General features: G+C 55.8%; 21 protein-coding genes. 4 read left to right on the top strand and 17 right to left on the bottom strand.

The window, feature by feature from the left end; all coding sequences use genetic code 11:
- Positions 1-112 precede the first annotated feature (112 nt).
- Positions 113-2419, top strand: coding sequence for an ATP-binding protein (locus ACPUC7_RS02250; protein ID WP_494921594.1), 2307 nt, complete (start codon positions 113-115; stop codon positions 2417-2419).
- On the opposite strand, the gene phnE (ACPUC7_RS02255) is transcribed toward ACPUC7_RS02250, so the two are convergent.
- The 13 genes from phnE (ACPUC7_RS02255) to phnF form a co-directional block, all read right to left on the bottom strand.
- Entirely contained in the window at positions 2373-3257 is an 885-nt protein-coding gene (phnE, locus tag ACPUC7_RS02255; RefSeq protein WP_494921595.1) for a phosphonate ABC transporter, permease protein PhnE, read from the bottom strand. The two genes, ACPUC7_RS02250 and phnE (ACPUC7_RS02255), sit on opposite strands and share 47 nt — an antisense overlap.
- Positions 3254-4117 (bottom strand): phosphonate ABC transporter, permease protein PhnE, encoded by an 864-nt coding sequence (gene phnE / locus ACPUC7_RS02260; RefSeq protein WP_343551322.1) that lies wholly within the window; start codon positions 4115-4117, stop codon positions 3254-3256. Before phnE (ACPUC7_RS02260) ends, phnE (ACPUC7_RS02255) begins: the two co-directional genes overlap by 4 nt.
- Positions 4118-4200: 83 nt before the next feature.
- Positions 4201-5127 (bottom strand): phosphonate ABC transporter substrate-binding protein, encoded by a 927-nt coding sequence (phnD, locus tag ACPUC7_RS02265; RefSeq protein ID WP_343551321.1) that lies wholly within the window; start codon positions 5125-5127, stop codon positions 4201-4203.
- 26 nt (positions 5128-5153) lie between these two features.
- Positions 5154-5981: a phosphonate ABC transporter ATP-binding protein gene (phnC, locus tag ACPUC7_RS02270; protein ID WP_343551320.1), complete on the bottom strand. Its 828-nt coding sequence runs from the start codon at positions 5979-5981 to the stop codon at positions 5154-5156.
- Between the two features lie 233 nt (positions 5982-6214).
- Positions 6215-6745, bottom strand: a complete 531-nt coding sequence (phnN, locus tag ACPUC7_RS02275) for a ribose 1,5-bisphosphokinase (RefSeq protein WP_494921596.1) — start codon at positions 6743-6745, stop codon at positions 6215-6217.
- Positions 6745-7881: an alpha-D-ribose 1-methylphosphonate 5-triphosphate diphosphatase gene (phnM, locus tag ACPUC7_RS02280; protein WP_494921597.1), complete on the bottom strand. Its 1137-nt coding sequence runs from the start codon at positions 7879-7881 to the stop codon at positions 6745-6747. Before phnM ends, phnN begins: the two co-directional genes overlap by 1 nt.
- Complete coding sequence (phnL, locus tag ACPUC7_RS02285) at positions 7878-8582, bottom strand: phosphonate C-P lyase system protein PhnL (protein ID WP_343551316.1); 705 nt, start codon at positions 8580-8582, stop codon at positions 7878-7880. Before phnL ends, phnM begins: the two co-directional genes overlap by 4 nt.
- A gap of 161 nt (positions 8583-8743) precedes the next feature.
- A complete protein-coding gene (phnK, locus tag ACPUC7_RS02290) occupies positions 8744-9505 on the bottom strand; it encodes a phosphonate C-P lyase system protein PhnK (RefSeq protein ID WP_494921598.1) in 762 nt (253 codons plus the stop codon).
- Complete coding sequence (locus tag ACPUC7_RS02295) at positions 9495-10343, bottom strand: alpha-D-ribose 1-methylphosphonate 5-phosphate C-P-lyase PhnJ (protein ID WP_343551313.1); 849 nt, start codon at positions 10341-10343, stop codon at positions 9495-9497. Before ACPUC7_RS02295 ends, phnK begins: the two co-directional genes overlap by 11 nt.
- Positions 10336-11412, bottom strand: a complete 1077-nt coding sequence (locus ACPUC7_RS02300; RefSeq protein ID WP_494921599.1) for a carbon-phosphorus lyase complex subunit — start codon at positions 11410-11412, stop codon at positions 10336-10338. Before ACPUC7_RS02300 ends, ACPUC7_RS02295 begins: the two co-directional genes overlap by 8 nt.
- Positions 11412-11987 carry a phosphonate C-P lyase system protein PhnH gene (gene phnH, locus ACPUC7_RS02305; protein WP_343551311.1) on the bottom strand — a complete coding sequence of 192 codons (576 nt, stop codon included), beginning with the start codon at positions 11985-11987 and terminating at the stop codon, positions 11412-11414. The genes ACPUC7_RS02300 and phnH overlap by 1 nt, the downstream gene beginning before the upstream one ends.
- Positions 11987-12433: a phosphonate C-P lyase system protein PhnG gene (phnG, locus tag ACPUC7_RS02310; protein WP_343551310.1), complete on the bottom strand. Its 447-nt coding sequence runs from the start codon at positions 12431-12433 to the stop codon at positions 11987-11989. Before phnG ends, phnH begins: the two co-directional genes overlap by 1 nt.
- A complete protein-coding gene (phnF, locus tag ACPUC7_RS02315; protein ID WP_343551309.1) occupies positions 12430-13146 on the bottom strand; it encodes a phosphonate metabolism transcriptional regulator PhnF in 717 nt (238 codons plus the stop codon). The genes phnG and phnF overlap by 4 nt, the downstream gene beginning before the upstream one ends.
- 310 nt (positions 13147-13456) lie before the next feature.
- Between phnF and ACPUC7_RS02320 the strand changes: the two genes are divergently transcribed.
- Both ACPUC7_RS02320 and ACPUC7_RS02325 read left to right on the top strand, forming a co-directional pair.
- A complete protein-coding gene (locus ACPUC7_RS02320) occupies positions 13457-15622 on the top strand; it encodes a putative bifunctional diguanylate cyclase/phosphodiesterase (protein WP_494921600.1) in 2166 nt (721 codons plus the stop codon).
- A gap of 172 nt (positions 15623-15794) precedes the next feature.
- The gene (locus tag ACPUC7_RS02325; RefSeq protein WP_494921601.1) at positions 15795-16247 is read left to right on the top strand and encodes a transposase; all 453 of its coding nucleotides are present in this window, start codon (positions 15795-15797) and stop codon (positions 16245-16247) included.
- Between the two features lie 79 nt (positions 16248-16326).
- Here ACPUC7_RS02325 and ACPUC7_RS02330 read toward each other — a convergent pair whose 3' ends face one another.
- The 4 genes from ACPUC7_RS02330 to ACPUC7_RS02345 form a co-directional block, all read right to left on the bottom strand.
- The gene (locus ACPUC7_RS02330) at positions 16327-17169 is read right to left on the bottom strand and encodes an oxidoreductase (RefSeq protein WP_494921602.1); all 843 of its coding nucleotides are present in this window, start codon (positions 17167-17169) and stop codon (positions 16327-16329) included.
- Between the two features lie 95 nt (positions 17170-17264).
- Positions 17265-19220, bottom strand: coding sequence for a hydantoinase B/oxoprolinase family protein (locus ACPUC7_RS02335; RefSeq protein ID WP_494921603.1), 1956 nt, complete (start codon positions 19218-19220; stop codon positions 17265-17267).
- A 1-nt stretch (position 19221) separates the two neighbouring features.
- The gene (locus tag ACPUC7_RS02340; RefSeq protein ID WP_494921604.1) at positions 19222-21270 is read right to left on the bottom strand and encodes a hydantoinase/oxoprolinase family protein; all 2049 of its coding nucleotides are present in this window, start codon (positions 21268-21270) and stop codon (positions 19222-19224) included.
- Between the two features lie 15 nt (positions 21271-21285).
- A complete protein-coding gene (locus tag ACPUC7_RS02345; RefSeq protein ID WP_494921605.1) occupies positions 21286-21732 on the bottom strand; it encodes a GNAT family N-acetyltransferase in 447 nt (148 codons plus the stop codon).
- Positions 21733-22036: 304 nt separating this feature from the next.
- On the opposite strand from ACPUC7_RS02345, the gene ACPUC7_RS02350 reads away from it, so the two are divergent.
- Positions 22037-25297, top strand: a complete 3261-nt coding sequence (locus ACPUC7_RS02350; RefSeq protein WP_494921606.1) for an Ig-like domain-containing protein — start codon at positions 22037-22039, stop codon at positions 25295-25297.
- Positions 25298-25602 lie beyond the last annotated feature (305 nt).

Below are 25602 nucleotides of genomic sequence, written 5' to 3' on the forward strand. Positions count from 1 at the left end.
TAAAGCCGCTGTAGATAAATGGAAAATGTCAGCGTCCCGTTCATATTTGTCATATTTCGCCTCGGGTGCGCTTCTATACTCGCCGGGAGTTGAACGGCATGAGGTGGCAAGAATGAGTCACGGTCGGCATTGGCACGCGGGCGCACGCAGTCGCCTGCTGCTGTTTAATCTGCTGGTGATGTCGGTGACGTTGGCGGTGAGCCTGGTGGCTATTTTTGGATTTCGCCACGCCGGTCACATTCAGGAACAGGCGCAGGCGCAAACGCTGGCCGATATGAACGGCAGTCTGGCGCTGGCACGCGATACCGCCAACGTGGCGATTGCCGCGGTGCGCTTATCACAAGTGGTGGGCGCGCTGGAATATCAAAGCGAATCGGCACGTTTGCAGCAAACGCAACAGGAACTGCAACACTCGCTGAACTTGCTGGCGCACGCACCACTGGCCGAACAACAGCCGCAACTGCTGGCACGCATCCGCGATCGCAGCCAGATGCTGGAACAGACCATCAATCAGTTGTTATTGGCCGGACATCAGCGCCATTTGCAGCGCAACGTGATGCTGAGCGGTTTATGGCAATCGCAGCTGCTGCTCAACCACATCAACCTACTGACGCACACCCCATCGCCTTCCCGCGCCTTGCGCCAGCAAACCGCCAGTTTATTGAGCGTGGCGATTCAATCTGCTGCGCCACAAGCGGCGGTGCAGCAACTCGCCACGGTGCTAGGCCAGTGGCAAACGCTGATGCTAAACGGCGTGTTGAATGACCAAGTCCAGCGATTGATCACCACGGGCAACGATCTGCTGCCGGTGGCGCAACAACTGGAACAAAGTGATATCGCCATCGCCTACGCCACCTATCGCATCAAGGCCTTAGTGGCAATGCTCAACGACGACATCACCCATTATGTGCAGCTGGTGGCGCAGCAAAGCGATGCGCGCAGCGCGGTAACGCATGAAGAGCTGGATTCAATTATCGGCTTTATCGGCCTGTTTATGCTGCTGGCATTGCTGATCACCGGTTACGCCGGTTATTACATTTATCGCAATCTGGGATCGAGTTTGACCGCCATCGCCCACGCCATGACGCGGCTGGCGCAGGGTGAGAAAAGCGTCAATGTGCCGGGCCTGGCGCGACGTGATGAATTGGGCGACTTGGCACGGGCGTTTAACGTGTTTGCGCGCAATACCGCTTCGCTGGCACAAACTTCGCGTTTGCTGAGAGAGAAAAGCAATCAACTGGAATCGACGGAAGAAGCGTTACTGCACAGCCAGAAGATGAAAGCGGTTGGGCAACTGACCGGCGGCCTGGCGCATGACTTCAACAATCTGCTGGCAGTGATCATTGGCAGCCTGGCGCTAACCGTGGATCAACTGCCGCCCGGTACGCTGGCCAGCCGCATTGATCGCGCACGTCAGGCCGCCGATCGCGCGGCGCAACTGACGCAGCGTTTGCTGGCGTTTTCGCGCAAGCAGGCGCTCTATCCTTGCGCGGTGGCGGTGGTCGAACTGGTGGAAAATTTGCACTCGCTGCTACAGCACGCGCTGCTGCCCGGCCAAAACCTGGTGGTCGATGCGCAAGGTCCTGGCTGGCCGGCGTGGATCGATGCTGGGCAACTGGAAAACGCCCTGATGAATCTGGTGGTTAACGCGCGTGATGCAATGGAGAAACAGCGCGGCGAGATTCGGCTGCGTATCTGGAATCAACGTAAAGCGCTGGCCGATGGCGAACGCGATTGCGTCACGATCGAAGTCATCGATCACGGTTGCGGCATGTCGAACGAAGTGCGCGAACAGGTGTTTGAGCCGTTCTTCACCACCAAAGCGATTGGCAGCGGCAGCGGATTGGGATTATCGATGGTGTACGGATTTGTGCGCCAATCCGGCGGGCAAATCGAACTTGAAACCGCGCCGGGCCAAGGCACCACCGTGCGTTTGCTGCTGCCGCGTGCGCCGGAAGCGGTGCAACCCACTCGCTTGCCTGTATCGATTGCGCCAACCGCGAGCAATGATCGGCTGATTTTAGTGCTGGATGATGAACCGGCGGTGCGGCAAACGCTGTGTGAGCATCTGCATCAGTTGGGCTATTTGACGCTGGAGTGTGCCGACGGTGAAAGTGCATTGGCCTTGCTGCGTCAAACGCCAGATATCGACATGCTGATCAGTGATTTGATGTTATCGGGCGGGATGAACGGCGCGGATGTGATCCGTCAGGCGCAGGCCCAATGGCCGCATTTGGCAACGGTGTTAATCAGCGGGCAGGATTTGCGCCGGAGCCAGGTGACGCTGCCGCTGTGTGAGCGGCTGGCAAAACCCTGGCATCAGGCGCAGTTGGTACAGACGCTGGAGCGCGCCTGGCAACGCAGTCAGCGGCTTAGTCGCGCGCGGCAGGCTGCCACAACGGCACCCCTTTCCCGGTGATGTAGCGTTTACGCAGTTTGCTGGAGATTACATCCATGATCATCACCACCGCCACCAGAATAATGGTCAGGAACATCACCACATCCCAGTTCCACAAACGCATATTCTCGGCATACACCAAACCGACGCCGCCCGCGCCGACAAAGCCCAGCACCGCCGCGGAACGGGTGTTGGATTCAATCTGGTACAAGCTGAGGGCGAGGAAGGTCGGGAACGATTGGGTGAAGATGCCGTAGCGATGTTTTTGCAGGCTGTTGGCGCCCACCGCGCTGAGACCACGACTTGGCGAACGTTCTACCGCTTCGTGCCCTTCGGCATACAGTTTGCCGAGCAAACCGACATCCTGCATCACAATCGCCAGCACACCGGCCAGCGGCCCCATGCCGACGGCGCGCACGAAGATCAAACCCCAAATCGCCATGTCGATGCCGCGCAGCACATCCAGGATGCGACGCACCACCAGCGAAATCGGACGCGTAACCGGATCGTGCATCACGTTACGCGCGGCAAGGAACGAAACCGGCAGCGCAATAAACGAGGCGGTTATGGTGCCGGCAAACACAATCGCCAGCGTAATGCCGACTTGAGTGAAGTAGTAAGCAAACGGCCAGTTCATGAAATCCTGCCAGACAAACATGCGCAGGAAATAGCGACTCAACTGCTGGCAGCCGACCAGAAAGCGGCTCCACTCAATGCCGAAAAACTCAAAGAAGAACAGGTAATAGAGCACGATAGCCAATGCTACCAACGCCACGCGGCGCAAATAACGGTTCTGCGCGGCAAACAGCGCGGCGTGTTCCTGCTTGAGTTTGGCAACATCCGGCGCGAGGGTAATCATAGCGTCTCTCCTTCCACCACGCGGCGACGCAGCCAGCCGGACAGCGTATCCAGCAGCGACACCACTACAATAATCAGCAACAGCGTGATGCTGACCTGATCGTAACGATCGAGTTTGATATTGGTCATCAGCTCCTGGCCAATCCCGCCTGCGCCGACCAAACCGAGAATGGTCGAGGAGCGGAAATTCACTTCCAGGCGCATAAAGCTGTAGGAAAGAAACGTCGGTTTGACCTGCGGCCAGAAAGCAAAGCGCATGCGCTGTAATTTGGTGGCACCACAGGCGGCAAGGCCGCGCACCGGTTTATCGGAGGCGCTTTCAATCGATTCGTAGAACAACTTAGTTAGGCTGCCGACGGTGTGCAACGCCAGCGCGAGGAAGCCAGGAATCGCGCCAATGCCGAACGCCATCACGAACATCACTGCCCACGCCAGTTCCGGCATGGTGCGCAGGAAGGCGACAAAGGCGCGAATGGCGATGCGCAGGCTGCGTGGCGTGTTGGTGTTATCGGCGGCGAAGAACGCCAGCACACCCGCGACCATGACTGCCACGATGGTGGACGACAGCGCCAGCTGTAAGGTTTCCCAAATCAGGGGCAGCTGGAAGTGCAGACGATAGCCCCAATAGGCCAGCGATCCTTCGGTTTTCACATCAGAGAACAAGACCGACCAATGCAACACCGGCATGGTTTCGCCGATGTAGTCAAAAAAGTGTGGCAGCGATTGCCAGACCGTGGTGAGGCTGAATTCCGACATCTTGCCCGCGGCCAGATAGAGCGCCAGTAACAGCAGCGACCACAGCAGCGAGTCGCGCTTTTGCTGGCGGCGGATGCGTTGGTAGTAGTGTTCGAAATCGGTCAAGGGAGGAATTCCTGTGGTAGGAAGGTCACCATAAATGGCGACCCTACAAAAACATGGGGGTGCATGAATGCGCCCCTTGTTAATTAACCGCGCGAACCTTTCATCAAATCACGCTTCATATCGATGATGTTCTGGTAATCAGCCACGGTTGCAGGACCGATGTGCTGCGCACCGCCAACCGCTTTAACGAAGCAGCTGTGCTGTTCTTTATCCAGCTTCTTGATGGTCGCGACCACTTTCTCTTTAAAGTCGGCTGGCAGATTATTGCTCACCAGAATCGGGCCATTTGGAATCAGCGGCGACTGCCAGATGATGCGGATCTGCTTCATCAGGTCTGGGTGATCCATACGAATCAGACGACCAAAAGCACCTGAGGTATAACCGGTTTCACGATCGCCGATCAGTGAAGTCCAGGTGACCGCGCCTTCGAACTGACCGTTCAGCACGCCAAGGATGTCCTGCTCGTGGCCGCCAGAGAAGGTCACGCTAGAGAAGGTGTTGTTGTACTTGTCATCAACCGTGCCGCCGAACTCTTTCTTGAAGGCCTGGTTTGGCATCAGGAAGCCCGAAGTAGAATCAGGATCGGCCATCCCGAACGATTTGCCTTTCAGGTCTTCCAGCTTTTTGTATGGGCTGTCGGCTTTCACGATCACCACAGAGTGATAACCTTGTGAACCGTCTTTGTCGTCTACCACGATACCGACCACATCCACTGCTTTCGGGTTTTGCAGGTAAACAGAAGCGTAAGAGGCCGGTGACATGCTCAGCACTAGGTCAATTTTGTTACCCAGCAAACCCTGAATCACGCCTGAATAGTCAGACGAGTTGCGCAGTTTAGTATCAACCTGCAACTCCTTGTCGAAGAAGTCTTTCACACACTGGTTATCACCAATCTGCTGCGTGGCGTTCTGGCCACCAAGAATCCCGAGGTTCAACTCTTTTGGTGCATCCGCTGCGTTTGCGCCAAATGCCATCGCAATAGTCAGTAAAGCTAAAGAAGTCAGTTTCATTCTTAGGTTTTCTCTTGCCGTGGGAGTTAGTGGAGCTGGTTAATTTCGTCGCCGTACAGCTCATGCATCAAGCCATCGGTCAACTGGGAAGGATGTCCATCGAACAGGATTCTGCCGCGCTGAATGCCAATCACGCGGGTGCAGTAACTTTTCACCAGTTCGATGGAGTGCAGGTTCACCATCACGCTGATGCCCTGCTCGCTCACCTGACGCAACACATCCATGATGCGTTTGGTGTTTTTTGGATCGAGTGACGCTACCGGTTCATCGGCCAGCAAGATGCGCGGGTTCTGCATCAACGCACGGCAAATCGCCACACGCTGCATCTGACCACCGGACAGGTTTTCGGCACGTTGCAGCGCCTGCGGCAGCATGTTCATCCACTGCAACAGTTCAATGGCACGCGCACGGTCGGTTTCGGAGAACACTTTGAAAAACGATTTCAGCGTTGAGGTTTGGCTCAAGCGGCCCAGCAGCACGTTGGTCAGCACATCGAGGCGCGGCACCAAACAGAAATCCTGGAAAATCATGCCGCATTCGGTGCGCCATTCGCGCATCTGACGGCTATTCAGCGTCACCACATCGCGGTCGGCTTGCCCTTGATGAATGCTTTGAATCGCGCCTTGCGACGCGCTAATGGTGCCATTCAGCATATGCAGCAGTGTCGATTTGCCTGCGCCAGAGCGACCAATCACGGCCACCAGCTCGCCCGCATGCAGATCGAAACTGACATTATCCAGCACCTTGTTTTCGCCGTAGGCTTTGCACAATCCTTGTACCGACAGCACCTTGCTGCTCTGGCCTACAGGCGGGAACGGATTGTCGACGACGGTCTTCAGTAATGCCTGTGCCATGTTGCGCTCCATCTCTTCTGAGGTGTTGATTGCCCGCTATTACGGCCAAATCGGATGAAAGCTTGATGACAGTAAAGTGATTAAACCGTGACAGCGTTTCATCAGCCGTCGTAGGGTCGCCATTTATGGTGACCGCTCGCTACAGCCTGAAGATTCGTAAGGTCGCCATTTATGGTGACCTCAAGCCAGTGCGCGGTTTAATAAGAGGTCACCATAAATGGCGACCCTACGAGTTACTCGGCGAGGAAATTACGCAACTGATTCAGCGTGTCACTCAGCGCGCCATCGTTGCTCAGCGCATGACAATGGGCGGGCAGCGGCTCGGCAGCGCGTGCCAGGCGTCGGGCGATTTCGGCATCATCCTCGCGTCCACGCTGGCGCAGACGCGCTTCCAGCACCGCAGGCGACACCTGCAACACCAGCGGCAACAGCTGCGCACCGTAATGTTGCTGCACAATCGGCAGATGCAGCCGCGATCCGTTGACCAGCACATTCAAACCGCGCGCCAGCCACAAGTCGATCTCCTCGCCCAGCCCGTAATAGAGGCCGTGCGCCTGCCAGCTCACCGCGAACAAGCCCAGCGCTTCACGCCGTCGGAACTCGGCTTCGCTCAGCGCCACATGGTTCTCGCCACCGGCATCGGCGGCGCGGGTTATGTAGCGATGGGCGATCAGCAGATTGTCCGGCGGCGCTTCACGCAGCGCATTCAACAGGCTGTCTTTTCCCGAGCCCGAAGGCCCGGTTAGCCAAATCAGGCGCGCCATCAGAACACCAGCTTGCCTTGCGACCAGACGTAACGAATATGCGGATGACCGTGCGCGGTATGTGCCAGCACCAAGTCGGCGCGCATCCCTTCGGCGATAGAACCGCGATCGTGCAGGCCAATGGCGCGAGCCGGATTACACGTCACCAATGCGGCGGCTTGCGGCAGCGTCAGGCTATTGCGCTCATCGGCCACTAAGCGGAATACCGCATCGAGCAAGCTGGCCGGATAGTAATCCGACGACAGAATATCCAGCAGCCCGTGGCTGGCGAGATCGGCCGCCGCGACGTTGCCGGAGTGCGAACCGCCACGCACAATGTTCGGCGCGCCCATCAGCACTTGCATGCCACATTCGCGTGAGGCGCGTGCCGCCTCAATAGTGGTCGGGAATTCAGCAATCGCGCTGCCGACTTCGTGTGATTCCGCCACGTGTGCGGCGGTGGCATCGTCATGGCTGGCAATCGGAATACCGCGAGAACGACACAAGCTGGAGATGGCGTTGCGGTTCGGCGTGGAGAACTCGGCCGCCAGCGCCAGTTGCTCGCGCTCAAACTGATCCATCTGCTCATCGTTGAGCTGATATTTGCCCTGATAATAGGTGCGATACATCTCCAGCGAGGCGTACTGGCGCTGGCCCGGCGAGTGATCCATCAACGACACCAATGACAATTCCGGCGTGCTCATCAGCTTTTCAAACAATGGCAAGGTGGTGTGATGCGGCAACTCGCAGCGCAGATGCAAGTGGTGATCGGCGCGGTTAATGCCTTTGCGATTACTGTCCTGAATCGCCTCGATCATCTTGTTAAGATTCTCAATGCGATGCCCACCATCGCGCACATCGCCGACGCCAATCGCATCCAGCACCGTGGTGATGCCGCTGGCGACCATCAACGCATCGTGGCTGCTCATCGCCGAATGCGCAGGCCAATCAACTTTCGGACGCGGCGTAAAGAACTTGTCGAGGTTATCGGTATGCAACTCGACCAAACCCGGCAGCAGGAAAGCATTTTCGCCATCCAGCGCGCCCGGCAACTGGCTGGCGCTGTCGCTGAAGCTGGCAATACGACCGTCACGGATCTCCAGAGAACCGGCCACCACTTCCTGATCCAGCACCAGCTGGACGTTATTCACGATCATGCTTCTGCTCCTGTGTTCACTGGCTGCATGACGTGCAGGCGATCGGCAACGCGGCTGCGCACCACTTCGTCATGGAAAATACCTACGATGGCGGCACCGCGAGTGCGGGCCTGTTCAATCAGTTCCACTACCGCCGCGCTGTTGGCGCTGTCGAGTGAGGCGGTCGGTTCATCCAGTAGCAGCACCGGATAATCGGCGATAAAACCGCGTGCGATATTCACACGTTGCTGTTCGCCGCCGGAGAAGGTCGATGGTGCCAGCGACCACAAGCGCTCTGGCACGTTGAGACGCGTTAGCAGTTCTTTGGCGCGTTTCTCACAGAAGGCACGCTCCACGCCGCGTTCCAGCAACGGCTGCATGACGATCTCCAGCGTTGGCACGCGCGGAATCACGCGTAAAAACTGGCTGACCCAGCCGATAGTGTGGCAACGAATCGCCAGAATCTGCCGTGCTGGCGCTTGCGCCATGTCGATCCATTCGCCTTGATGTTGCAGCCAGATGTGGCCGCTGTTGGCCTGGTAGTTGCCGTACAGTGCGCGCAGCAAGGTGGATTTGCCGCTGCCGGAACGTCCGTGCAGCACCACACATTCCCCGCCGTTGACTTCAAGATTGGCGTCCTGCAACACCGGCAGCGCAGCGCTGCTTTGGTTGTGCAGCACAAAGGTTTTGCTCAGATGCTCTACGCGCAATAAAGGTTGCATGTTGATGTCCTGATGTTTTTCCTGGAGGTCACCATAAATGGCGACCCTACGAAACAATACGGTTGGGCCATTACACCGCTTTCGGTCACCATAAATGGCGATCCTACAAAAGCACGCTCGGTTACCGTAGGGTCGCCATTTATGGTGACCGTTTGATGCGATTAACTCAGCACCGACGAAACCAGCAGCTGAGTATAAGGATGATGCGGATCGTCCAGCACTCGGTCGGTCAATCCGCTCTCTACAACGCGGCCCTGCTTCATCACCAACAGGCGATGCGCCAGCAAACGCGCCACGCCGAGATCGTGGGTGACAATCACCACCGCCAGATTCAACTCACGCACCAGCGTGCGCAGCAGATCCAGCAGGCGCGCCTGTACCGACACATCCAAACCGCCAGTCGGCTCATCCATAAACACCAGCGTCGGCTGCGTCACGAGGTTGCGCGCAATCTGTAAACGTTGCTGCATGCCGCCAGAAAAAGTGGTGGGCAGATCGTCGATACGGTTGGCGGGGATCTCAACATCCTGCAACCAGCGCATCGCTTCTTTACGGATGTCGCCGTAATGGCGTTGCCCCACCGCCATCAAACGCTCGCCGATATTGCCGCCCGCCGTCACTTGTGGGCGCAAACCGTCGAGCGGATGCTGATGCACCACGCCCCATTCGGTGCGCAGCAAGCGGCGGCGATCGCTTTCGCTCAGTTGATAAAGATCCTGCGCGCGATAAAGAATGTTGCCCTGCTGCGGTGCCAAACGCGCCGACAAACTGCGCAGCAGCGTGGTTTTACCCGAACCGGATTCGCCGACAATGCCTAACACTTCGCCGGGATAGAGTTCAAAGCTGACATCTTCAAAGCCTTTGCCTGGCGCATAAAGGTGCGTCAGATTGTTGACCGCGAGCAGCGGCTGTTCACTGTGCATGCTGTTGTTCCTGCTGCTGGTGGCAAAAATCGGTATCGGAGCAGACAAACATGCGCGTACCGGCATCATCCATGACCACTTCATCGAGATAGCTGTGACGGGAACCGCACAGCGCGCAGGGTTCTTCCCAGCTTTGAACGCTGAACGGATGATCGTCAAAATCGAGGCTTTCTACTTTGGTAAACGGCGGCAGCGCATAGATGCGTTTTTCACGCCCGGCACCAAACAGTTGCAGCGCCGGCATCATGTGCATCTTCGGGTTGTCGAATTTCGGAATCGGCGAGGGATCCATCACGTAGCGATCGTTGACCTTCACCGGATACGCGTAGGTGGTGGCGATGTGGCCGTAACGGGCGATATCTTCATACAATTTCACCTGCATGATGCCGTACTCTTCCAGCGCGTGCATGGTGCGGGTTTCAGTCTCGCGCGGCTCGATAAAACGCAACGGTTCTGGAATCGGCACCTGAAAAATCAGGATCTGATCTTCTTCGAGCGGCGTTTCCGGGATGCGGTGACGCGTCTGGATCAGCGTGGCGTCATGCGTGGATTCCGTGGTTGCCGCGCCGCTGACGCGCTGGAAGAAGCGACGAATCGACACCGCGTTGGTGGTGTCATCCGCGCCTTGGTCGATCACCTTCAGCACATCAGCATCGCCAATAATGCTGGCGGTGATCTGAATGCCGCCGGTGCCCCAGCCATACGGCATCGGCATTTCACGTCCGGCGAACGGCACCTGATAACCGGGGATCGCCACCGCTTTCAGAATGGCGCGGCGAATGGTGCGTTTGGTCTGCTCGTCCAGATAACCGTTGTTGTAGCCGGTTAACTCACTCATGGTTCTGCTCCTGATGCTGTTGGCGCAGCCGTTTCAGCAGCTCAAGCTCCGCCTGGAAATCGACGTAGTGCGGCAGTTTCAGATGCGAGACAAAGCCCGCCGCCTCTACGTTGTCGGCATGCGACAACACAAACTCTTCATCCTGCGCCGGGCCAGCAATGCGCTCGTGGTACTCCGGCGCTTGCAGCGCACGATCAACCAGCGCCATCGCCATCGCTTTGCGTTCGGAGCGACCAAACACCAAACCGTAACCGCGCGTGAAGTGCGGCGCGCTGTCTGTTTCAGTGATGAAGCCGTTGACCATTTCGCATTCGGTCAGCAGGATTTCGCCAATCTCGATATCGAAACCGAGCTCTTCCGGGCAGATCGATACGCTGAGATAGCCGGTACGGATTTCACCGGCAAACGGATGGTTACGACCGTAGCCGCGCTGCGTTGAGTAACCCAACGCCAGCAGGAAACCTTCGTCGCCGCGCACCAGTTGTTGCAAACGGGCAGCACGCGTCGCCGGATAACCGGGCGGTTCGCGGGTGATGTCGCACGGCTCGCTGCCGTCATCTTCTTCACGCGCCGCCAATCCTTCGTTTGTCATCATGCTGAACACATGCGGACAGCGCTCAGGCAGCGCCTGATCGTCACGCGGTGCTGCCGGCGTTTCGCCATTGGCGAGTAAGGTGAAATCCAGCAGACGATGGCTATAGTCGTAAGTCGGGCCAAGTACCTGGCCGCCGGGCAGATCTTTGTACACCGCCGAGATACGACGTTCGATGCGCATCTCATCGGTTGCCAGCGGCAAACTGTCGGCGAGGCGCGGCAACGTGGTGCGGTAAGCGCGCAGCAGAAAGATCGCTTCGACCAAATCGCCGCTGGCTTGTTTAATCGCTAACGCCGCCAGTTGCGGATCAAAAATGCCGCCTTCGGTCATAACGCGATCCACCGCTAAACCGAGTTGTTGCACGACCTGATCGCAACCCAGTTCAGCTACGTCGCGGTCACCACGGCGCAAATCCGCCTGAAGTTCATGGGCGCTGGCAATCGCCTTTTCGCCCCCTTTAACCGCAACGTACATCAGCACACCTCCACGTCGGTGGTGCGCGGCAAGGCCATCATCGCTTCACCACAGGTGAAAATCAGATCCACGCCTTGTGGGAACGGATGCGGGCGCTCGCGCAGATAATGCAGAATCGCGTCGGGCAGTTGTGGCGCGATGGCGCGTGATTCACGCAAGCCCGGTCCACTCAGACGCAGCGTTAAGCCGCCATTCAGTGAAGGCACTTCGACAATCAGCGTGGTGCTTTTTTCCGGTGACATATTGTCGCCCGCCGCAAACAGCGCCGGATCGGGATTGGCGGCGGCATGCGTCAAAGCAAACGGCGCATCGCGCTCATCCACAATCGGTACGCCGGTATGGAAACGCAGGTTGTTGCGCACCACTTCATTATCAATGCGGCTATCCAGCCACAGCGCGCTCTCTTGATCGACCAGCGTCAGCAGCACGGCGGTAGCAGCAGGTGACAGATCGCCCCAGCCTTGTTGGAGCGGCAGCGACACCATCACGCCCGGCTCGCTCATCGCTTTGAGAATGCGGCGGAAGGCACGTTGTGCATCAGCAACCGGATGGTTAAAACTTGCCAGTAATGTCATTAGTTATCTCCGCGAACCAGCGTAAAGAAATCCACTTTGGAGCTGGCGATTTCACGCGCGCGCAGCTGACGCTGCTCTTCACGCAGTGCCGCCAGCGGGGCAATCAATTTTTCCTGCAACAGCGCCTGGGTCTCCGGCTGTTGCAGCAGCGCATCAATCAGCGCACAACGTTCGGCGTGCGGCTTATCGCGTCCCAACACATAGCTAAAACCCAGCGTGCCATCGTGCAGCTTCACTACTGCACGCGTCACCGTGGCGTCGCCCATCACGAAGCGTTTGCCGCTGCCGCCCATACGCGCTTGCAGGCGGGTTAAGCCGGTCTCTGCCGGGCGAATCGCTTCAAAATCGGCATGCAGATTCAGCGGCTGCCAATGCGCTTCAAGCGTGCTGGCGTCGCTGTGTGCCAGCACCGAGAGCCAATGTTGGCGGGCGGTTTGCTGTTTCATTCGTGCTCCAGAGTCAGTTCAATCATGTCGCCACGCGTCAGGCTGACGGAGTATTCCGCCACCTGGCCGTCGCTGTGTTTATTCAGGGTGCGCACGCACAACAGCGGCGACTGCAACGCAATCTCCAACTGCTTGCACTCTTTGGCCTGTGCGCGGCGAGTGCTGATGCGCGTTTGGCTGCGCGTCAGGAATAAGCCGAGGTTTTTCTGCATATAGTCGTGCAGCGAACCGCTGTGAAACTGTTGCAGCGTCGGCCACCAGCTGAGATCGGCGAGGAAGTGGTTGATCACGCACACCGCCACGCCGTTGACGCGACGCAGCGTGCGCAGATGAATCACGTTGTCGCCTTCATTGATCGCCAACGCGCTCGCCACATCGCTGCTGGCCGGACGCACCACCGCCAGCAAACGTTCGCTGGTTGGATGGCTGCCCTGCTCCATCAGGTTCTGACTGAAACGCGCCTGCGCATGCAGCGGATAATCGTAAGGACGCATCAGCACCAAAATGCCGACGCCGTGACGACGTTGCAGCAGCCCTTTATTGACCAACTCATCGACGGCGCGGCGCAAGGTGTGACGATTCACTTCATAGTGATCGGCCAACTGTTGTTCGGAAGGCAGATAGTCGCCACAGCGATAACGTTCCTGTAACGCCTGTTCGAGTTGCGCGGCGACTGCCTGATAGACAGTGGTCGGATGTCTGGATATCTCCATCACGCTCAATACCTCATTCACATTGGTTGAGGAGCGCAGCGAGGGTTGCTGCGGGATGGCGATTACATTGCGCGAGCCAGATGACAGCGCCGTGACGGCTCAATGACGCGCTGATGAATTTGCTTTAAGACAGAAGGATGTGAGCGAAACGGCAGGCAATTCAATAAAATATTTTTAACTATCACCTTTGTGACAGTGTTCAAAAATTTACCGCTTAATTACATCTCTTTTGCACCGCCCTTACATCACGCAGCTTAAGAAAAGTCTGCTAAGTTAAAATATGTAACCCACTTGTTAAGTGAAACTTAAAATGATTAACGCGTTGAAACTATCGGATGGTTTTCGCCGCAACTTTGTCCGTGAAGTTATTTTGCCGCTGATGGCTATTCTTATCCTGACCTTTGCTGGTGCCGGCATGGGTTTATTCTGGGGCACCTCGCTCACCAATAATGAAGCACGCGATCAGCAGCAGCGCATGATCGAAGCCTCTTTTACCCAAAGTTTGTCGGAACATTTGCGCCAGTTGCGCAGCCTGACACGCTGGTCACCGCTGGCCGATCAGCTGGCACTGGCCCATCCTGATGAAAGCTGGCTGACGCAAAATGTTGGCGGTTGGCTGTACGACATGTTTGATCACCAACTGGTGGTACTGCTGGATCGCGACAATCAGTTGGTCGATGTGTGGCGCAACGGGCAAACGGTGCCGGACAAAAATATTGGCCCGGTGATGCAGGACATCCTGAATAATCCGCTGGTGCAAAACAGCGATGTGGTGGTCGGCCCGAACGATCACGCCGATTTCGTGCGGGTTGGACAACGCGCAGCGGCGCTGGCGGTGGGCGACATCAGCAGCACCAAACAGGCCGGACGCTATCGTTTGGTGAGCATCAAATTCCTTGATGATGGTTATTTGCAAAACCTTGCCGATCGCAGCCAGTTACGTGAACTGACCTTTACCGATGCCGAACCAGCCACACCCACCAAAGCGCGCTATTTACTCAATTCTCAGCAAGGTGAACCGGTGGGTTTTCTCAGCTGGCGGCCGGATAAACCTGGCGCACAAATGCTGCGCACCATCGGCCCCACCACGTTGATTTCGGTGCTGCTGATCACTTTGCTGTGCATGTTTATGGTGAGGCGCATCTGGACCTCGTCGCTGAAACTGTCGCAGTCCATGCTCAAGCTGGGCGCCAGTGAAGCGCAGGCACAGCATCTGGCGTTTCATGATGTGCTGACCGGTTTGCCGAATCGTTCATTAGTCGAAGACCGTTTAACCCAGGCGCTGGCGGCAGCATCGCGGCACGATCATCGCGTAGCATTGCTGCTGTTGGATCTCGATCGTTTTAAGAACATTAATGACACTTACGGCCATCACGCCGGTGATGAGCTGATCATTGAAGTGGCGCGCCGTCTCAATGAGATTGTGCGCGCCAGCGATACCGTTGGGCGCATCGGCGGCGATGAATTCATTATTGTGATGCCGGATGTCGATAATATTGGGCAAGTGCAATCGCTGGCGAAGCGCATCATTACCCGGCTAAGCGAGCCGTATCCGTTAGTCGGCAGCGAGTTGTGGGTTGGCGTTAGCGTCGGGTTAGCGCTGGCTCCCAAAGATGGCATTGACCGATTGGATCTGATGCGCAAAGCCGATATTGCCTTGTACGAAGCCAAAAACCACGGACGCGGTCAATATCGCCAGTTCGAAAAAGTGATGGATGAGTCGCTGCGTACCCGCCAGCAAATGGCGGCCGATTTGCGCCAGGCGATCTTAAAATTCGAAGGGCTGGCGGTGTGGTATCAACCGTTAATGGATATCAGCGGGCAGCGCGTGGTGGGCCTTGAGGCGCTGCTGCGCTGGCATCACGCCGAGCGCGGCGATGTGGCGCCGGGAGATTTCATCGCCATCGCCGAAGAGACCGGCATGATCATTCCGCTTGGCGAATGGGTGCTGCGCGAAGCCTGTAAAACCTCGCTCAAGCTGCCGCAGATTGTGGTGGCAGTTAACGTCTCGCCGGTGCAGTTCCGTGCCAGCAATTTTGTCGAGCGCATCATTGAAATCGTCGAGTCGGAAGGCGCCAATCCGCAACATATGGAGCTGGAGATCACCGAAGGCGTATTGATCGAAGATGAACATGAAGCGCGCAACAACATCATCGCGCTACGCGATGCTGGTTTCCGTATTGCGTTGGACGATTTCGGCACCGGCTACTCCAGCCTCAATTACCTCAGCACCTTCCCGGTGGATAAAATCAAAATCGATCGCTCGTTTACCCAATCGCTCGGCGTGGCGCAAAATTCCACCGCGATTGTCGAATCGGTGGTGCGTTTGGGCCACGCGATGGGCTTGACCGTCACCGCCGAGGGTGTCGAAACCGAAGGGCAAAAAAACGCGCTGGCCGATGCAGGGTGTAATCAGTTGCAAGGGTATTTGTTCAGTCACGCGGTGCCGTTTAGTGAGATTGAGAAGATGATGTGACGGAAGTGTGGTTATCGGCCAGGTCACCATAAATGGCGACCCTACGGGCTGATTCTGTAGGGTCGCCATTTATGGTGACCTGAATTTTCCCCGAATGCGCCTCGCAATAATTAATTCCTGTCGTACTCCTTTCGCCGCATATCATGCAATATCCAGTCGGCAAGGAGGCCGAATGAAAAACCGCCACTATCCTCGTTTGAAAAATTATGATTACCGCACGCCTGGCGCCTATTTCATTACCTTGGTCTGCCATCGACGCGCACCATTATTCGGTCAACTTTTCGGTACAGATTTGGATCTCTCCTCTGTTGAGGATTACGTGATTAAAGCCTGGCGTGCCTTGCCGCAACGCAATACGGCAATCACCCTTGATGCGTTTGTGCTGATGCCGAATCACCTGCATGGCATTTTGTGGCTGGGGAAAAATAGTGCAAGAAGCCTGCAAGACATTGTTAATGGCTTTAAAGCGGAAGTCTCACGGGAAACCGGTGTGAAAGCGTGGCAGCGCAGCTTTTATGATCGGGTGATTCGGGATGAGGTGGAGTTGTTTAATATCCGCAAATATATTGAAAACAACCCGAAGCAGTGGGCGTTGGATCGGTTGTATGTATCGAGTTCAAATTAAAGAGGTCACCATAAATGGCGACCCTACGAAAACCTGATGTTGTAGGGTCGCCATTTATGGTGACCGCAACAAGCCAACGCTACGACGGAAAATCGGTCTCAATCGAAGTCTGTTTCCATGCCTCGATCTGCGCCAAACGCTCTTTCAATTTGGTGGTCACCGCGTCGTATCCCCACGCGCCCATCACCAAATGACGTGGCGGGTTGTCGTGCTCGGTGATGGCGATCATCGCTTTGGCTGCGCGTGCCGGATCGCCTGCCTGCGTGCCGCTGTATTCGGAGGTGGCTTTCATGCGAGCTGCGGCCGTTTCGGCGTACTCCGGCAAGGTGCTTGGCGTTTGATGCAGCGAACGTCCAGCCCAATCGGTGCGGAACGGGCCGGGTTCGACGCAGGTGACATGAATGCCGAGCGGTGCGGTTTCCAGCGCCAGCGAATCCGACCAACCTTCTACCGCGTGTTTGCTGGCTGAGTAATAGCCCGAACTGGCGAAGCCAATAAATCCGGCCACCGATGTGATGTTGATGATGTGGCCGCTGCGTGCTTTACGCATCGACGGCAACACCGCGCGCGTTAAGGCAAACAGGCCAAACACGTTGGCATCGAACTGGGCGCGGATCTCTTTTTCATCGCCCTCTTCCACCGAACTTTGATAACCGTAACCGGCGTTATTCACCAGTACATCCACGCCGCCGAATTTCTCCAGCGCAGCGCTTACCGCCCGATCGATGCTGCTTTGATCGGTCACATCCAGCGCTACCGCCAGCGCGTTTTCATGTCCGGCGACCAGATCCTGCACTTTGCTGGCATCGCGCGCCGTGACCACTGTGTTGAAACCGCGTGCAATCGCCTGCTGTGCCAGTTCGCGGCCAAAGCCGGTTGAGCAACCTGAAATGAACCATACCGGAGTGTTTGCTGAAGCCATGATGACGTCCCCTTCAATCACGCCCAATGAACCGCCATCGGGCAAAGAGAGTAACTATGGCAAACACCTTCCGTGGCGATTAGCGTTGCGTGCGCCTAAGGCGTCATTGCCGGATAGCGTTGCTTAAGCTGGTCGAAGATGTTCTGCATCGGCCTGTCGTTATCCGCTGCAACCGCCGTAAACACCTGCTGCTTGAGGAAGTGACGCCAGCCGATCGGCGCTGCCGCCAAAAACGCGGTGAGCAGACGATAACGTTCCGGCGTCCAAATCGCTTCGAATGCGCTCCGTGCCGCACCGTGATCGAAATGTTGGCTGGCACGCGTTTGCATCTCCGCGCGCAGTTGCTCGGTGGCGGCGTGATCGATCTCGCCATCGCGCAGCGCCACGCCGTAACTGTCGCGCGCCCTCCGTTCCGAGAGGAAGCCACAACGAATATCCTGCAACACCGCGTGTACATCACGCTCTACAGGCAAACCGTAACCGCCTGCGCCGGGGCCGCGCACTTCAACGATATCGCCCGGTTGGCAGTGGATCACATCGGTGTTGCCATGCTCAATCGCCACGCCGTTGCGTAAGGTGCGGAAATGCGACAGGCCGCCCGCCGCGCCGCCCAGCACGCCCGCCGAGGCAAATACCGAGCGATTGCGGTTGCGCGCGGTGACGGTGGTATTCGGCGCGAAGATTTCAAACGCCATTTCAGTGGCTAATCCGCCGCGATAACGCCCGGCTCCGGCACTGTCGGCGGCTAGACCGTAGCGATGGAAATGGATCGGCACTTCCGCTTCGTTGATCTCAATCGGCGTGTTTTTCAGGAATGCCGACAAGCCGCCAGAACCATCCGGGCCATCATGCCGCGGCGTGCCGCCCGCACCGCCGCCCACCGGGCCGAGCGACGCCACCACGTTACGATTGGCACTATCGCTGGTGCGAATGTTCATGATCGAATTTCCGCCCGGCGAGTTGGCGGGCAAACGCTCGGGAATCGCCTGTGAAAACACGCCTAGCGTGGCGATTTGCGACAGCGCGCAGGTCAGCGATCGCATACCCACTGCCGCTGGCGCTTCGCAGTTCATCACCGTGCCCGGCGGCAAAATGGCGCGTGTTGGCCTTAAGGTTCCGGCATTCAGCAGCAGATTGCGATCCAGCGTCGAGAGCACATACGTCACGCCAACCAGCGCCAGCGGATGCCGCTCACGTCCGCCGGTCGGCATATTCAACGAGGAAGTCAGTTGCGGATCGCTGCCGGTGTAATCGAGTTCCAGCGTGTCGCCGGTAACGCGCAAGGTAATCGCCACGCGGCACGGAAAACCGCCTTCGCCATCTTCATCGGCAAAATCAGCGTAGAAGTATTCTCCATCGGGAAGGGTGGCGATGATGCTGCGCGCTTGTGCTTCGGCGTAATCGAGAATGCCGTTAATGCCTTGCAGGAAATCATCGATGCCAAAGCGCGCAATGATGTCGTGGATCTTACGTTCGCCGACGTTAACCGACGCGATTTGCGCTTTGAAGTCGCCCCAGTTTTGCTCCGGCGCGCGTACGTTGAGACGCATGATGCGCGCCACTTCTTCATTCAATTCACCGTTACGCACGATTTTCAGCGGCGGAATGCGAATCCCTTCCTGCACGATATCGGTCAATGAACGCGACAGCGACGCTGGCACTGCGCCGCCGACATCGGTGTTGTGAATGTGTCCGACGACAAAGCAGACGATCTCGCCGTGGTGAAACACCGGTTTCCAGATATGGATATCCGGCGAATGCGTCGCCACGTTTCCGGCGTAGGAATCGTTGGTGATGCAGATATCGCCCTCTTGATAGCTGTCGATCAAGGCCAACACCGGGCCGTAATCGATGCCGCTGTACCACGGCGCGCCGAAGCTGCGCGGCGAGGCAAATGCCAAACCGTCACGGCTGACAATCTGGCAGGAGAAATCTTCCGTCTCTTTAACGAATGTCGAATGCGCCGTGCGCATCAAGGTGAAGGCCATGGCATCCGCCGCCGCCGCGCAGTAATTGGCCAGAATTTGCAGGTTACGTCCGTCAATCGCCATGTTAATTCGCCTCCGTTGGCGTGATCAGCAAGTTGCCAAAACTATCCACGTCCACTTTCATCTTCGGCGGCACGCAGGTGGTGCAATCGTCCTGCGCGATGATCACCGGGCCGATCAGTTGGTGTCCGGCGCGCAACGTGCCACGACGCACCACATCCACCTGATGCGTGGCACCATCAATCCACGCGCTAACCTGCTGCGCCACGTCAACCGGCGCATCGGCGGCGGCGAGCGGATTGAGCGTGGGTTTAGGCGTCGGCGAGGCAATGACTAAACGCAGATTGATAATTTGTACCGGCGCATCGCCATCACAATGACCAAATAACTGTTGATGCTGGCGATCAAACGCCGCGTGCAACGCGGCAACATTGGCCTGCGCTAACCATGCAGGTTCTAATGCCACTTCGATTTCAAATGACTGGCCGCGATAGCGCATATCGGCGCTGTAGTGCAGCGTAAATGGCATCTGTGCGCCGTGCTGCTCGCTGAGCCAATTGCGCGCGCGTTGACTGAGCGCATCGGCTTCGCTCGCCAGACGATCGGCTAAAGTGGCATCGAGATCGCTGTACAGCGTACGGATAAAATCATTGCGGATATCCGCCACCAATCCGCCCAGCGCCGACAGCACGCCCGGCGTCGGCGGCACAATCACCCCTTTCATATTCAACTCGCGCGCCAGGAAACAGCCCATCATCGGACCTGCGCCGCCAAAGGCGAGGAACCAGAATTCACGCGGATCCAGACCGAAACGCGACAGCAAGCCGCTGGTGTCGCCATACATGCTGGAGATTGCCAGTTCGATGGCGGTTTCGGCGGTCTCTTCAACGCTGATGCCCAGCCGCTCGGCTAAAGGTTGCCAGGCCGCGCGTGCCGCCGCGACATTTACTTGCACCGCGTTATAGCCAAGATCGCCGTGACCGATCATGCCGCAGGCGGCAAACGCATCGGTGGCGGTCGGCTGCGTGCCGCCGCGCTGGAAGCACACCGGACCGGGCAGCGATCCGGCGCTGTCTGGCCCCATTTGCAGTACGCCTTGATTATCGATCCATGCCAGCGAGCCGCCGCCTTGCCCAACCGATGTCACCGCAACGGAAGGAATATAGATCGGGAAATCACCGATAATTTCCCCGTTGCCCTGCGCCACCTGACCATCAACAATCACTGCCACATCGGCGCTGGTGCCGCCAATATCGAGGCTGAGAATTTTGTCAAAACCGCAGGCGCTGGCGAGGAAGCTGGCACCGATCACGCCTGACGCGGTGCCGGATAACACCATCTGCACACATTCGCTTTTCGCCTGCTCCACGCCCATTACGCCACCGTTGGATTTAGTGATACGCGGTGGAGGACGCACGCCCTTCTCTTTTAATGCACGCTCAAACGATTCCAGATAATGGATCACCATCGGCTGCACGTAGGCGTTAATGGTGGCGGTGATGGTGCGCTCATATTCACGGATAATCGGCCAGATGTCGGCGGAACAGGAGGACAGTAATTCCGGAGCATGTTGATTGATGATGGCTTTCACTGCCGCTTCGTTGTGGCGATTGCGATAGCTGTGCAAAAGCGACACCACAATGCCCTGACAACCGGCGGCGCGCGCAGCTTCAATGGCATCCAGCACGCTTTGCGTATCCACTTCGGTTAACACCTTGCCGTGGCGATCGGTGCGCTCTTTAATGGCGAACACCCGATCGCGCGAAATCAGCGGCGCCGGTCGGCGTGAGAACAAATCGTGGATATGTGGGATCTTCAGACGTGCCAGCTCCAGCACATCGCAAAATCCTTCAGTAGCAAACAGCGCCAGCCGCACACCACGACGCTGGATTACCGCATTGATGCCGACCGTGGTGCCGTGCGTGAAGTAATCAATCTGCCGCGGCTCAATGCCGTCGCGCTGCTGCAACTGCGTTAACCCCGTGAGGATTTCACTGCCCGGCGCATCCGGGCGCGACAGCACTTTTAACGTGTGAATCTGATTTGTCTCTTCATCCAGCACGGCGAAATCGGTAAACGATCCGCCAATATCGACGCCAACGCGGTAACCCATGTCAAAACTCCAGTTTCAGGAGAGAGGAAATTCCATCAGCTTGTGTGGATCTTGCACCACGCGCCAGCCGAGGCGCTGATACAGCTGATGGGCATCATTGGTCGAGAGCATCCAGCGATGAACCGTCACCAGTTCCGGGTGCTCGCGCACACAGGTCGCCAGCCAGGTTCCTAATCCATGTCCGCGCCAGTTATCATCAATCATCACATCGCATAGCCAGCCAAAACGGGTGTAATCCGTTACCAATCTTGCGAAACCGATCTGCTGGTGTTGATGATAAAGACCAAACGGCAGCGAGCCAGCAAACGCGCGCTCAGTTTTGGCGCGTGGCTGGTCTTTCGCCCAGTACGATTTTTCCGTTAGCTGGCAGTGGATGTAAGCGAAATCCAGTTTGGCGCGCTCGGTAGAGAGCGTGAATGCATCGCGCTGCCAGACCTGATCGGGAATGTTGAGTGTGCTCATAACAACTCCTTGTATCGGATGGATTCAGTGTAAAAGCGTTGGGTTTTACCCCGTTGCTGAAGCTGGGTTGAAATCCAGCAGGATCAGGGGAATTTTGTGATGGCAAGAAATTTTATGCTGTGAACAATTTATGCACTTAGCTCGCATTTTCCTGTCCCGCTTTAAGACCTTTCTCGTCAGCAGAAATTACGTCTTCTATTACCTTTCACGCCAGGATTGGTGTTTCCACTTTACGCCTCGCTGTGCAGCAGGCTCGCCATTCATCCTCTCTAACCCAACTTATTGATAACCAGGACGTTTAATCATGAATACAATAAATTATACTGGCACAGCTTATGCGCAAAGGGATACATCGCTGCCCACCATCAACGCCACCGCGTCAACCGAGATCGGGAAGCAAGGCTCTATAGCGCTGATTACCGTTGGTGGTGAATCCTTTGAAGTCGAGATTGATCCAGTAACCGGAAAATATTCCTGGACGGCTAATGTTGCGATGCCAGATGGTGATTACAGTGTCTCAATGGCGATCAAAGATCGTGCAGGCAATGTGGGCCAACCAAACCTCTTTACTTTGCGTATTGATACGACGCCGCCAGAAGCGCCCCAGCTGCTTAACCTGTTTGATGATCAGGGCGCGATTACCGGCAGTTTTGATGCGGGTAAAATCACCGATGACAAACGCCCAAAACTCACCGGCGTAGCACAGGAAGGGACTACCGTTTATCTGTGTGACGAAAACGGCAATAAAATTGGCAGCGCGGTCGCCGATAAAGTCACCGGTAAATGGGTGATGGAGCCAAATGTAGACCTGAAAGACGGTGCCAATAGTCTCACACTGGTTGCCGAAGAGACTTTTGCAGGCAAATTGCGCACTGGCACAGCTTCCTCTCCCTTCACTATCGTCATTGGCGCTGACGGTGCGGTAATACCGCCAAATCTCATCACCATTAATGACGCGATTGACGATGCCGGTGCCATCTCTTTGCTATCAGCTGTTGAAAATCATGGAAATAATACACTCGCATACGTTGAAACCCTGGTTGCGCAAAGAGACACCCCGCTTCCGACCATTAACGCTAGCGCGCCGAGTGAAATTGGTAAACAAGGTTCCATTGCGCGAATCATTGTTGGTGGTGAAGCCTATGAAGTGAATATTGATCCTGTAACTGGCAAATATTCCTGGACGGCTGTACTTCCGTTAACTGACGGGGATTACAGCGTTTCGATGACAGTGGTCGATCGCGCGGGTAACGTGGGTAAACCTACGCTCTTTACCCTGCGAATTGATACCACACCACCAGAAGCACCGGACCTGATTAATATGTATGACGATCAAGGTGCAATTCAGGAAAGCTTTGATTCTGGTGATACCACTGACGATAAACGCCCAACATTCACCGGCATTGCACAGAAAGGCGTGACGGTTTACCTGCAGGACGAAAGCGGCAATAAAATTGGCAGCGCGGTGGCCGATAAAGTGACCGGTAAGTGGGAAATAGAACCTAATGTCGATCTCAAGGACGGCGTAAATACCTTGACACTGGTTGCTGAAGAGACCTTCGCTGGAAAATTACGTGCAGGCGCGGCTTCTGCCCCCATTACTGTTGTGATTGGTGCCGATGCCCCTATCCTTCCGCCAAATACCATTGTCATCAAGGATGCCATCGACGATGCGGGTACGGTAACCGGCAAGCTCACGACTGGAGCGCTGACCGATGACACGACACCGACATTGCAGGGCATCGTCTCTGCTGGCAATAGCGTAACCGTTTACTATCGCCTCGCTGGCAGTACCTCTTGGGCCGGCAGTGCCACCGCGACCGTGAACGGCAGCGAGTGGAGCTGGACGCCAACCAGCGCGCTCGCTTATGGCGAATATGAGTTCCAGGCCAGTATTGGCAGCTTCAGCAGCAACCTGTTCACGCTGGATATAGCAACCGCTGCCGACATCGTAAAGAAAACCGTTATTGAGTTGGTAGAGGACGACTTCGGCGTCTGGAAAGGCGCGCTCAGCAGCGGCGCCATCACCGATGACGCCACGCCGACCTTCAGCGGACGCGGTGAAGCCAATGGCAAAGTGGTGGTTCGCTATGGCCAGCCAGGCCAGCTCAGTAACACCGTTGTGGTAGACGTGGACAGCAGCGGACACTGGGCGTGGACGCCAGTTTCAGACCTACCAATAGGCAACTGGAACTTTGACGTGCAGCCGCAGGGTGAAACCAACTGGTCCGACACCTTCTTGCTGAGCATCGACAGCTCCGATCGCTTTACCCCGGTCATTACGCATGCCTATGATGACGTGGGTACACCGCAAAATCTGGGTAACGGTGATACCACAAATGACAGCACTCCAACCCTGAAAGGCACTGGCATGCCGGGTAGTGTGATTACAGTCGAATATGCTCAACCTACAGGTGGCTGGATTTATGCAGGTACAGCTACCGTCAATGCCAGCGGTAATTGGGAAATGACGTCCCCTGTACTAAACAGTTCTGGTAAATATGATTATCGTGCGAAAGCAAATGATGGCAACAACGAGAGTGCCTGGTCTCCAACATTTAGTTTAAATTTTGATGATTTACCCGATGGTGGCTATGAAGAATTTTCAGAGGTTGTTGGCAATATTTCGGCAGGATATGAAAAAACTTTTACCTCAGGGCTAAAATTAAAACTTATAACCTATGCCGAAGAATTGGTCAGAGGAAACCTTGCTAAACCTGGCTTTCATAATTCGGGTACACCGGGATATCACGTTATCGATGAATCCTTTACAAGAATTATATTCCCGAAACCAACAAATAGCTTTACCTTAGAAATTTCGGCTGTTCAAAATGGAATTTTAGCTTTATTTGGCGCCGACGGTAGACAGTTGGGCCAGGAATTACTTGGCAATGGGGTTGGCAATGGAAATAAAAGTTTCACTAAGACTTACTACGCCTATAGCGGTGAGAAAATAGCCTATTTTACTTTACGCAGTAAAGATGGAAATGATGATGCTGGATTTACTTTAAAAAGTGTAGAATGGGGTAGTGGAAGATACTCTTACTTTAATGTTGAAGAAAATGACAATTCATTTTTGAATGATTCATCCGAAACGGTCATTACTTCATATATTGAAGATGATATTCATTCTGTTAGTCATGTAAATGATCTCTACACGATGCCTGTAGTGGGTAACGCTTTAAAAACCGACACTCTGCAACTCACCGGTAAAGATCAGCTTCTCGATTTAACCACACTGAGCAGCCAGATTGAATCGGTGGAAATTATCGACATCACCGGCAGCGGCGATAATACCCTGAAACTGGATCTCACCGCCCTGCTGCAGCGCGGTGAAAAAGATCTGTTTATCGAAGACGGCAAAACCCAGTTAGTTGTCAAAGGTAATGAAGGTGATGTCGTTGAGTTAAAAGATATTCTGCCAGAAGGCAGCGATATCAGTGAATGGCAACATCAGGACGGTACGGTTACGGTTGCAGGCGTTGAGTATCAAGTTTATAGCCATGCAGACAACGCCGATCTATTGGTACAACAAGGTGTGAAAATCGAACTCATCCATCAATAGACGATAGGCAGCCACGTGGTGTTAATATAATTCACGTTGTTAACAAATGAGTTATTCCCTGAAGCCACTGCAATTGCGGTGGCTTTTTATTGCCCAGATAAGACAAACCCATCCTTCACGACCCTTTCTCTACTTAAGACTCGTCGCAGATTCGTTACCTTTGAGACTGTTCTCGTCACGGATGCTTGCGAGCTCTATTAACTTTCCTGCCAGGTTGTCTATTTTTAAGCCCGCATGGTAATAAGCGGCAACGTAAGCGCCACTTATAAAATGGATATCATTGAAATAAAGGATTGTCCTTATGC

This window comes from Pantoea sp. CFCC18179 (assembly GCF_059412405.1).

Excerpts from the sequence above, each read along its gene's own strand:
- phnE (WP_494921595.1), bottom strand. The coding sequence starts at position 3,257 with ATGATTACCCTCGCGCCGGATGTTGCCAAACTCAAGCAGGAACACGCC.
- phnM (WP_494921597.1), bottom strand. The coding sequence starts at position 7,881 with ATGATCGTGAATAACGTCCAGCTGGTGCTGGATCAGGAAGTGGTGGCC.
- ACPUC7_RS02340 (WP_494921604.1), bottom strand. The coding sequence starts at position 21,270 with ATGGGTTACCGCGTTGGCGTCGATATTGGCGGATCGTTTACCGATTTC.
- ACPUC7_RS02320 (WP_494921600.1), top strand. The coding sequence starts at position 13,457 with ATGATTAACGCGTTGAAACTATCGGATGGTTTTCGCCGCAACTTTGTC.
- phnD (WP_343551321.1), bottom strand. The coding sequence starts at position 5,127 with ATGAAACTGACTTCTTTAGCTTTACTGACTATTGCGATGGCATTTGGC.
- phnK (WP_494921598.1), bottom strand. The coding sequence starts at position 9,505 with ATGCACAGTGAACAGCCGCTGCTCGCGGTCAACAATCTGACGCACCTT.
- ACPUC7_RS02250 (WP_494921594.1), top strand. The coding sequence starts at position 113 with ATGAGTCACGGTCGGCATTGGCACGCGGGCGCACGCAGTCGCCTGCTG.
- phnG (WP_343551310.1), bottom strand. The coding sequence starts at position 12,433 with ATGAAACAGCAAACCGCCCGCCAACATTGGCTCTCGGTGCTGGCACAC.
- ACPUC7_RS02300 (WP_494921599.1), bottom strand. The coding sequence starts at position 11,412 with ATGTACGTTGCGGTTAAAGGGGGCGAAAAGGCGATTGCCAGCGCCCAT.
- ACPUC7_RS02335 (WP_494921603.1), bottom strand. The coding sequence starts at position 19,220 with ATGGCGATTGACGGACGTAACCTGCAAATTCTGGCCAATTACTGCGCG.
- ACPUC7_RS02350 (WP_494921606.1), top strand. The coding sequence starts at position 22,037 with ATGAATACAATAAATTATACTGGCACAGCTTATGCGCAAAGGGATACA.
- ACPUC7_RS02295 (WP_343551313.1), bottom strand. The coding sequence starts at position 10,343 with ATGAGTGAGTTAACCGGCTACAACAACGGTTATCTGGACGAGCAGACC.
- ACPUC7_RS02325 (WP_494921601.1), top strand. The coding sequence starts at position 15,795 with ATGAAAAACCGCCACTATCCTCGTTTGAAAAATTATGATTACCGCACG.
- phnH (WP_343551311.1), bottom strand. The coding sequence starts at position 11,987 with ATGACATTACTGGCAAGTTTTAACCATCCGGTTGCTGATGCACAACGT.
- ACPUC7_RS02345 (WP_494921605.1), bottom strand. The coding sequence starts at position 21,732 with ATGAGCACACTCAACATTCCCGATCAGGTCTGGCAGCGCGATGCATTC.
- phnC (WP_343551320.1), bottom strand. The coding sequence starts at position 5,981 with ATGGCACAGGCATTACTGAAGACCGTCGTCGACAATCCGTTCCCGCCT.
- phnL (WP_343551316.1), bottom strand. The coding sequence starts at position 8,582 with ATGCAACCTTTATTGCGCGTAGAGCATCTGAGCAAAACCTTTGTGCTG.
- ACPUC7_RS02330 (WP_494921602.1), bottom strand. The coding sequence starts at position 17,169 with ATGGCTTCAGCAAACACTCCGGTATGGTTCATTTCAGGTTGCTCAACC.
- phnN (WP_494921596.1), bottom strand. The coding sequence starts at position 6,745 with ATGGCGCGCCTGATTTGGCTAACCGGGCCTTCGGGCTCGGGAAAAGAC.
- phnF (WP_343551309.1), bottom strand. The coding sequence starts at position 13,146 with ATGGAGATATCCAGACATCCGACCACTGTCTATCAGGCAGTCGCCGCG.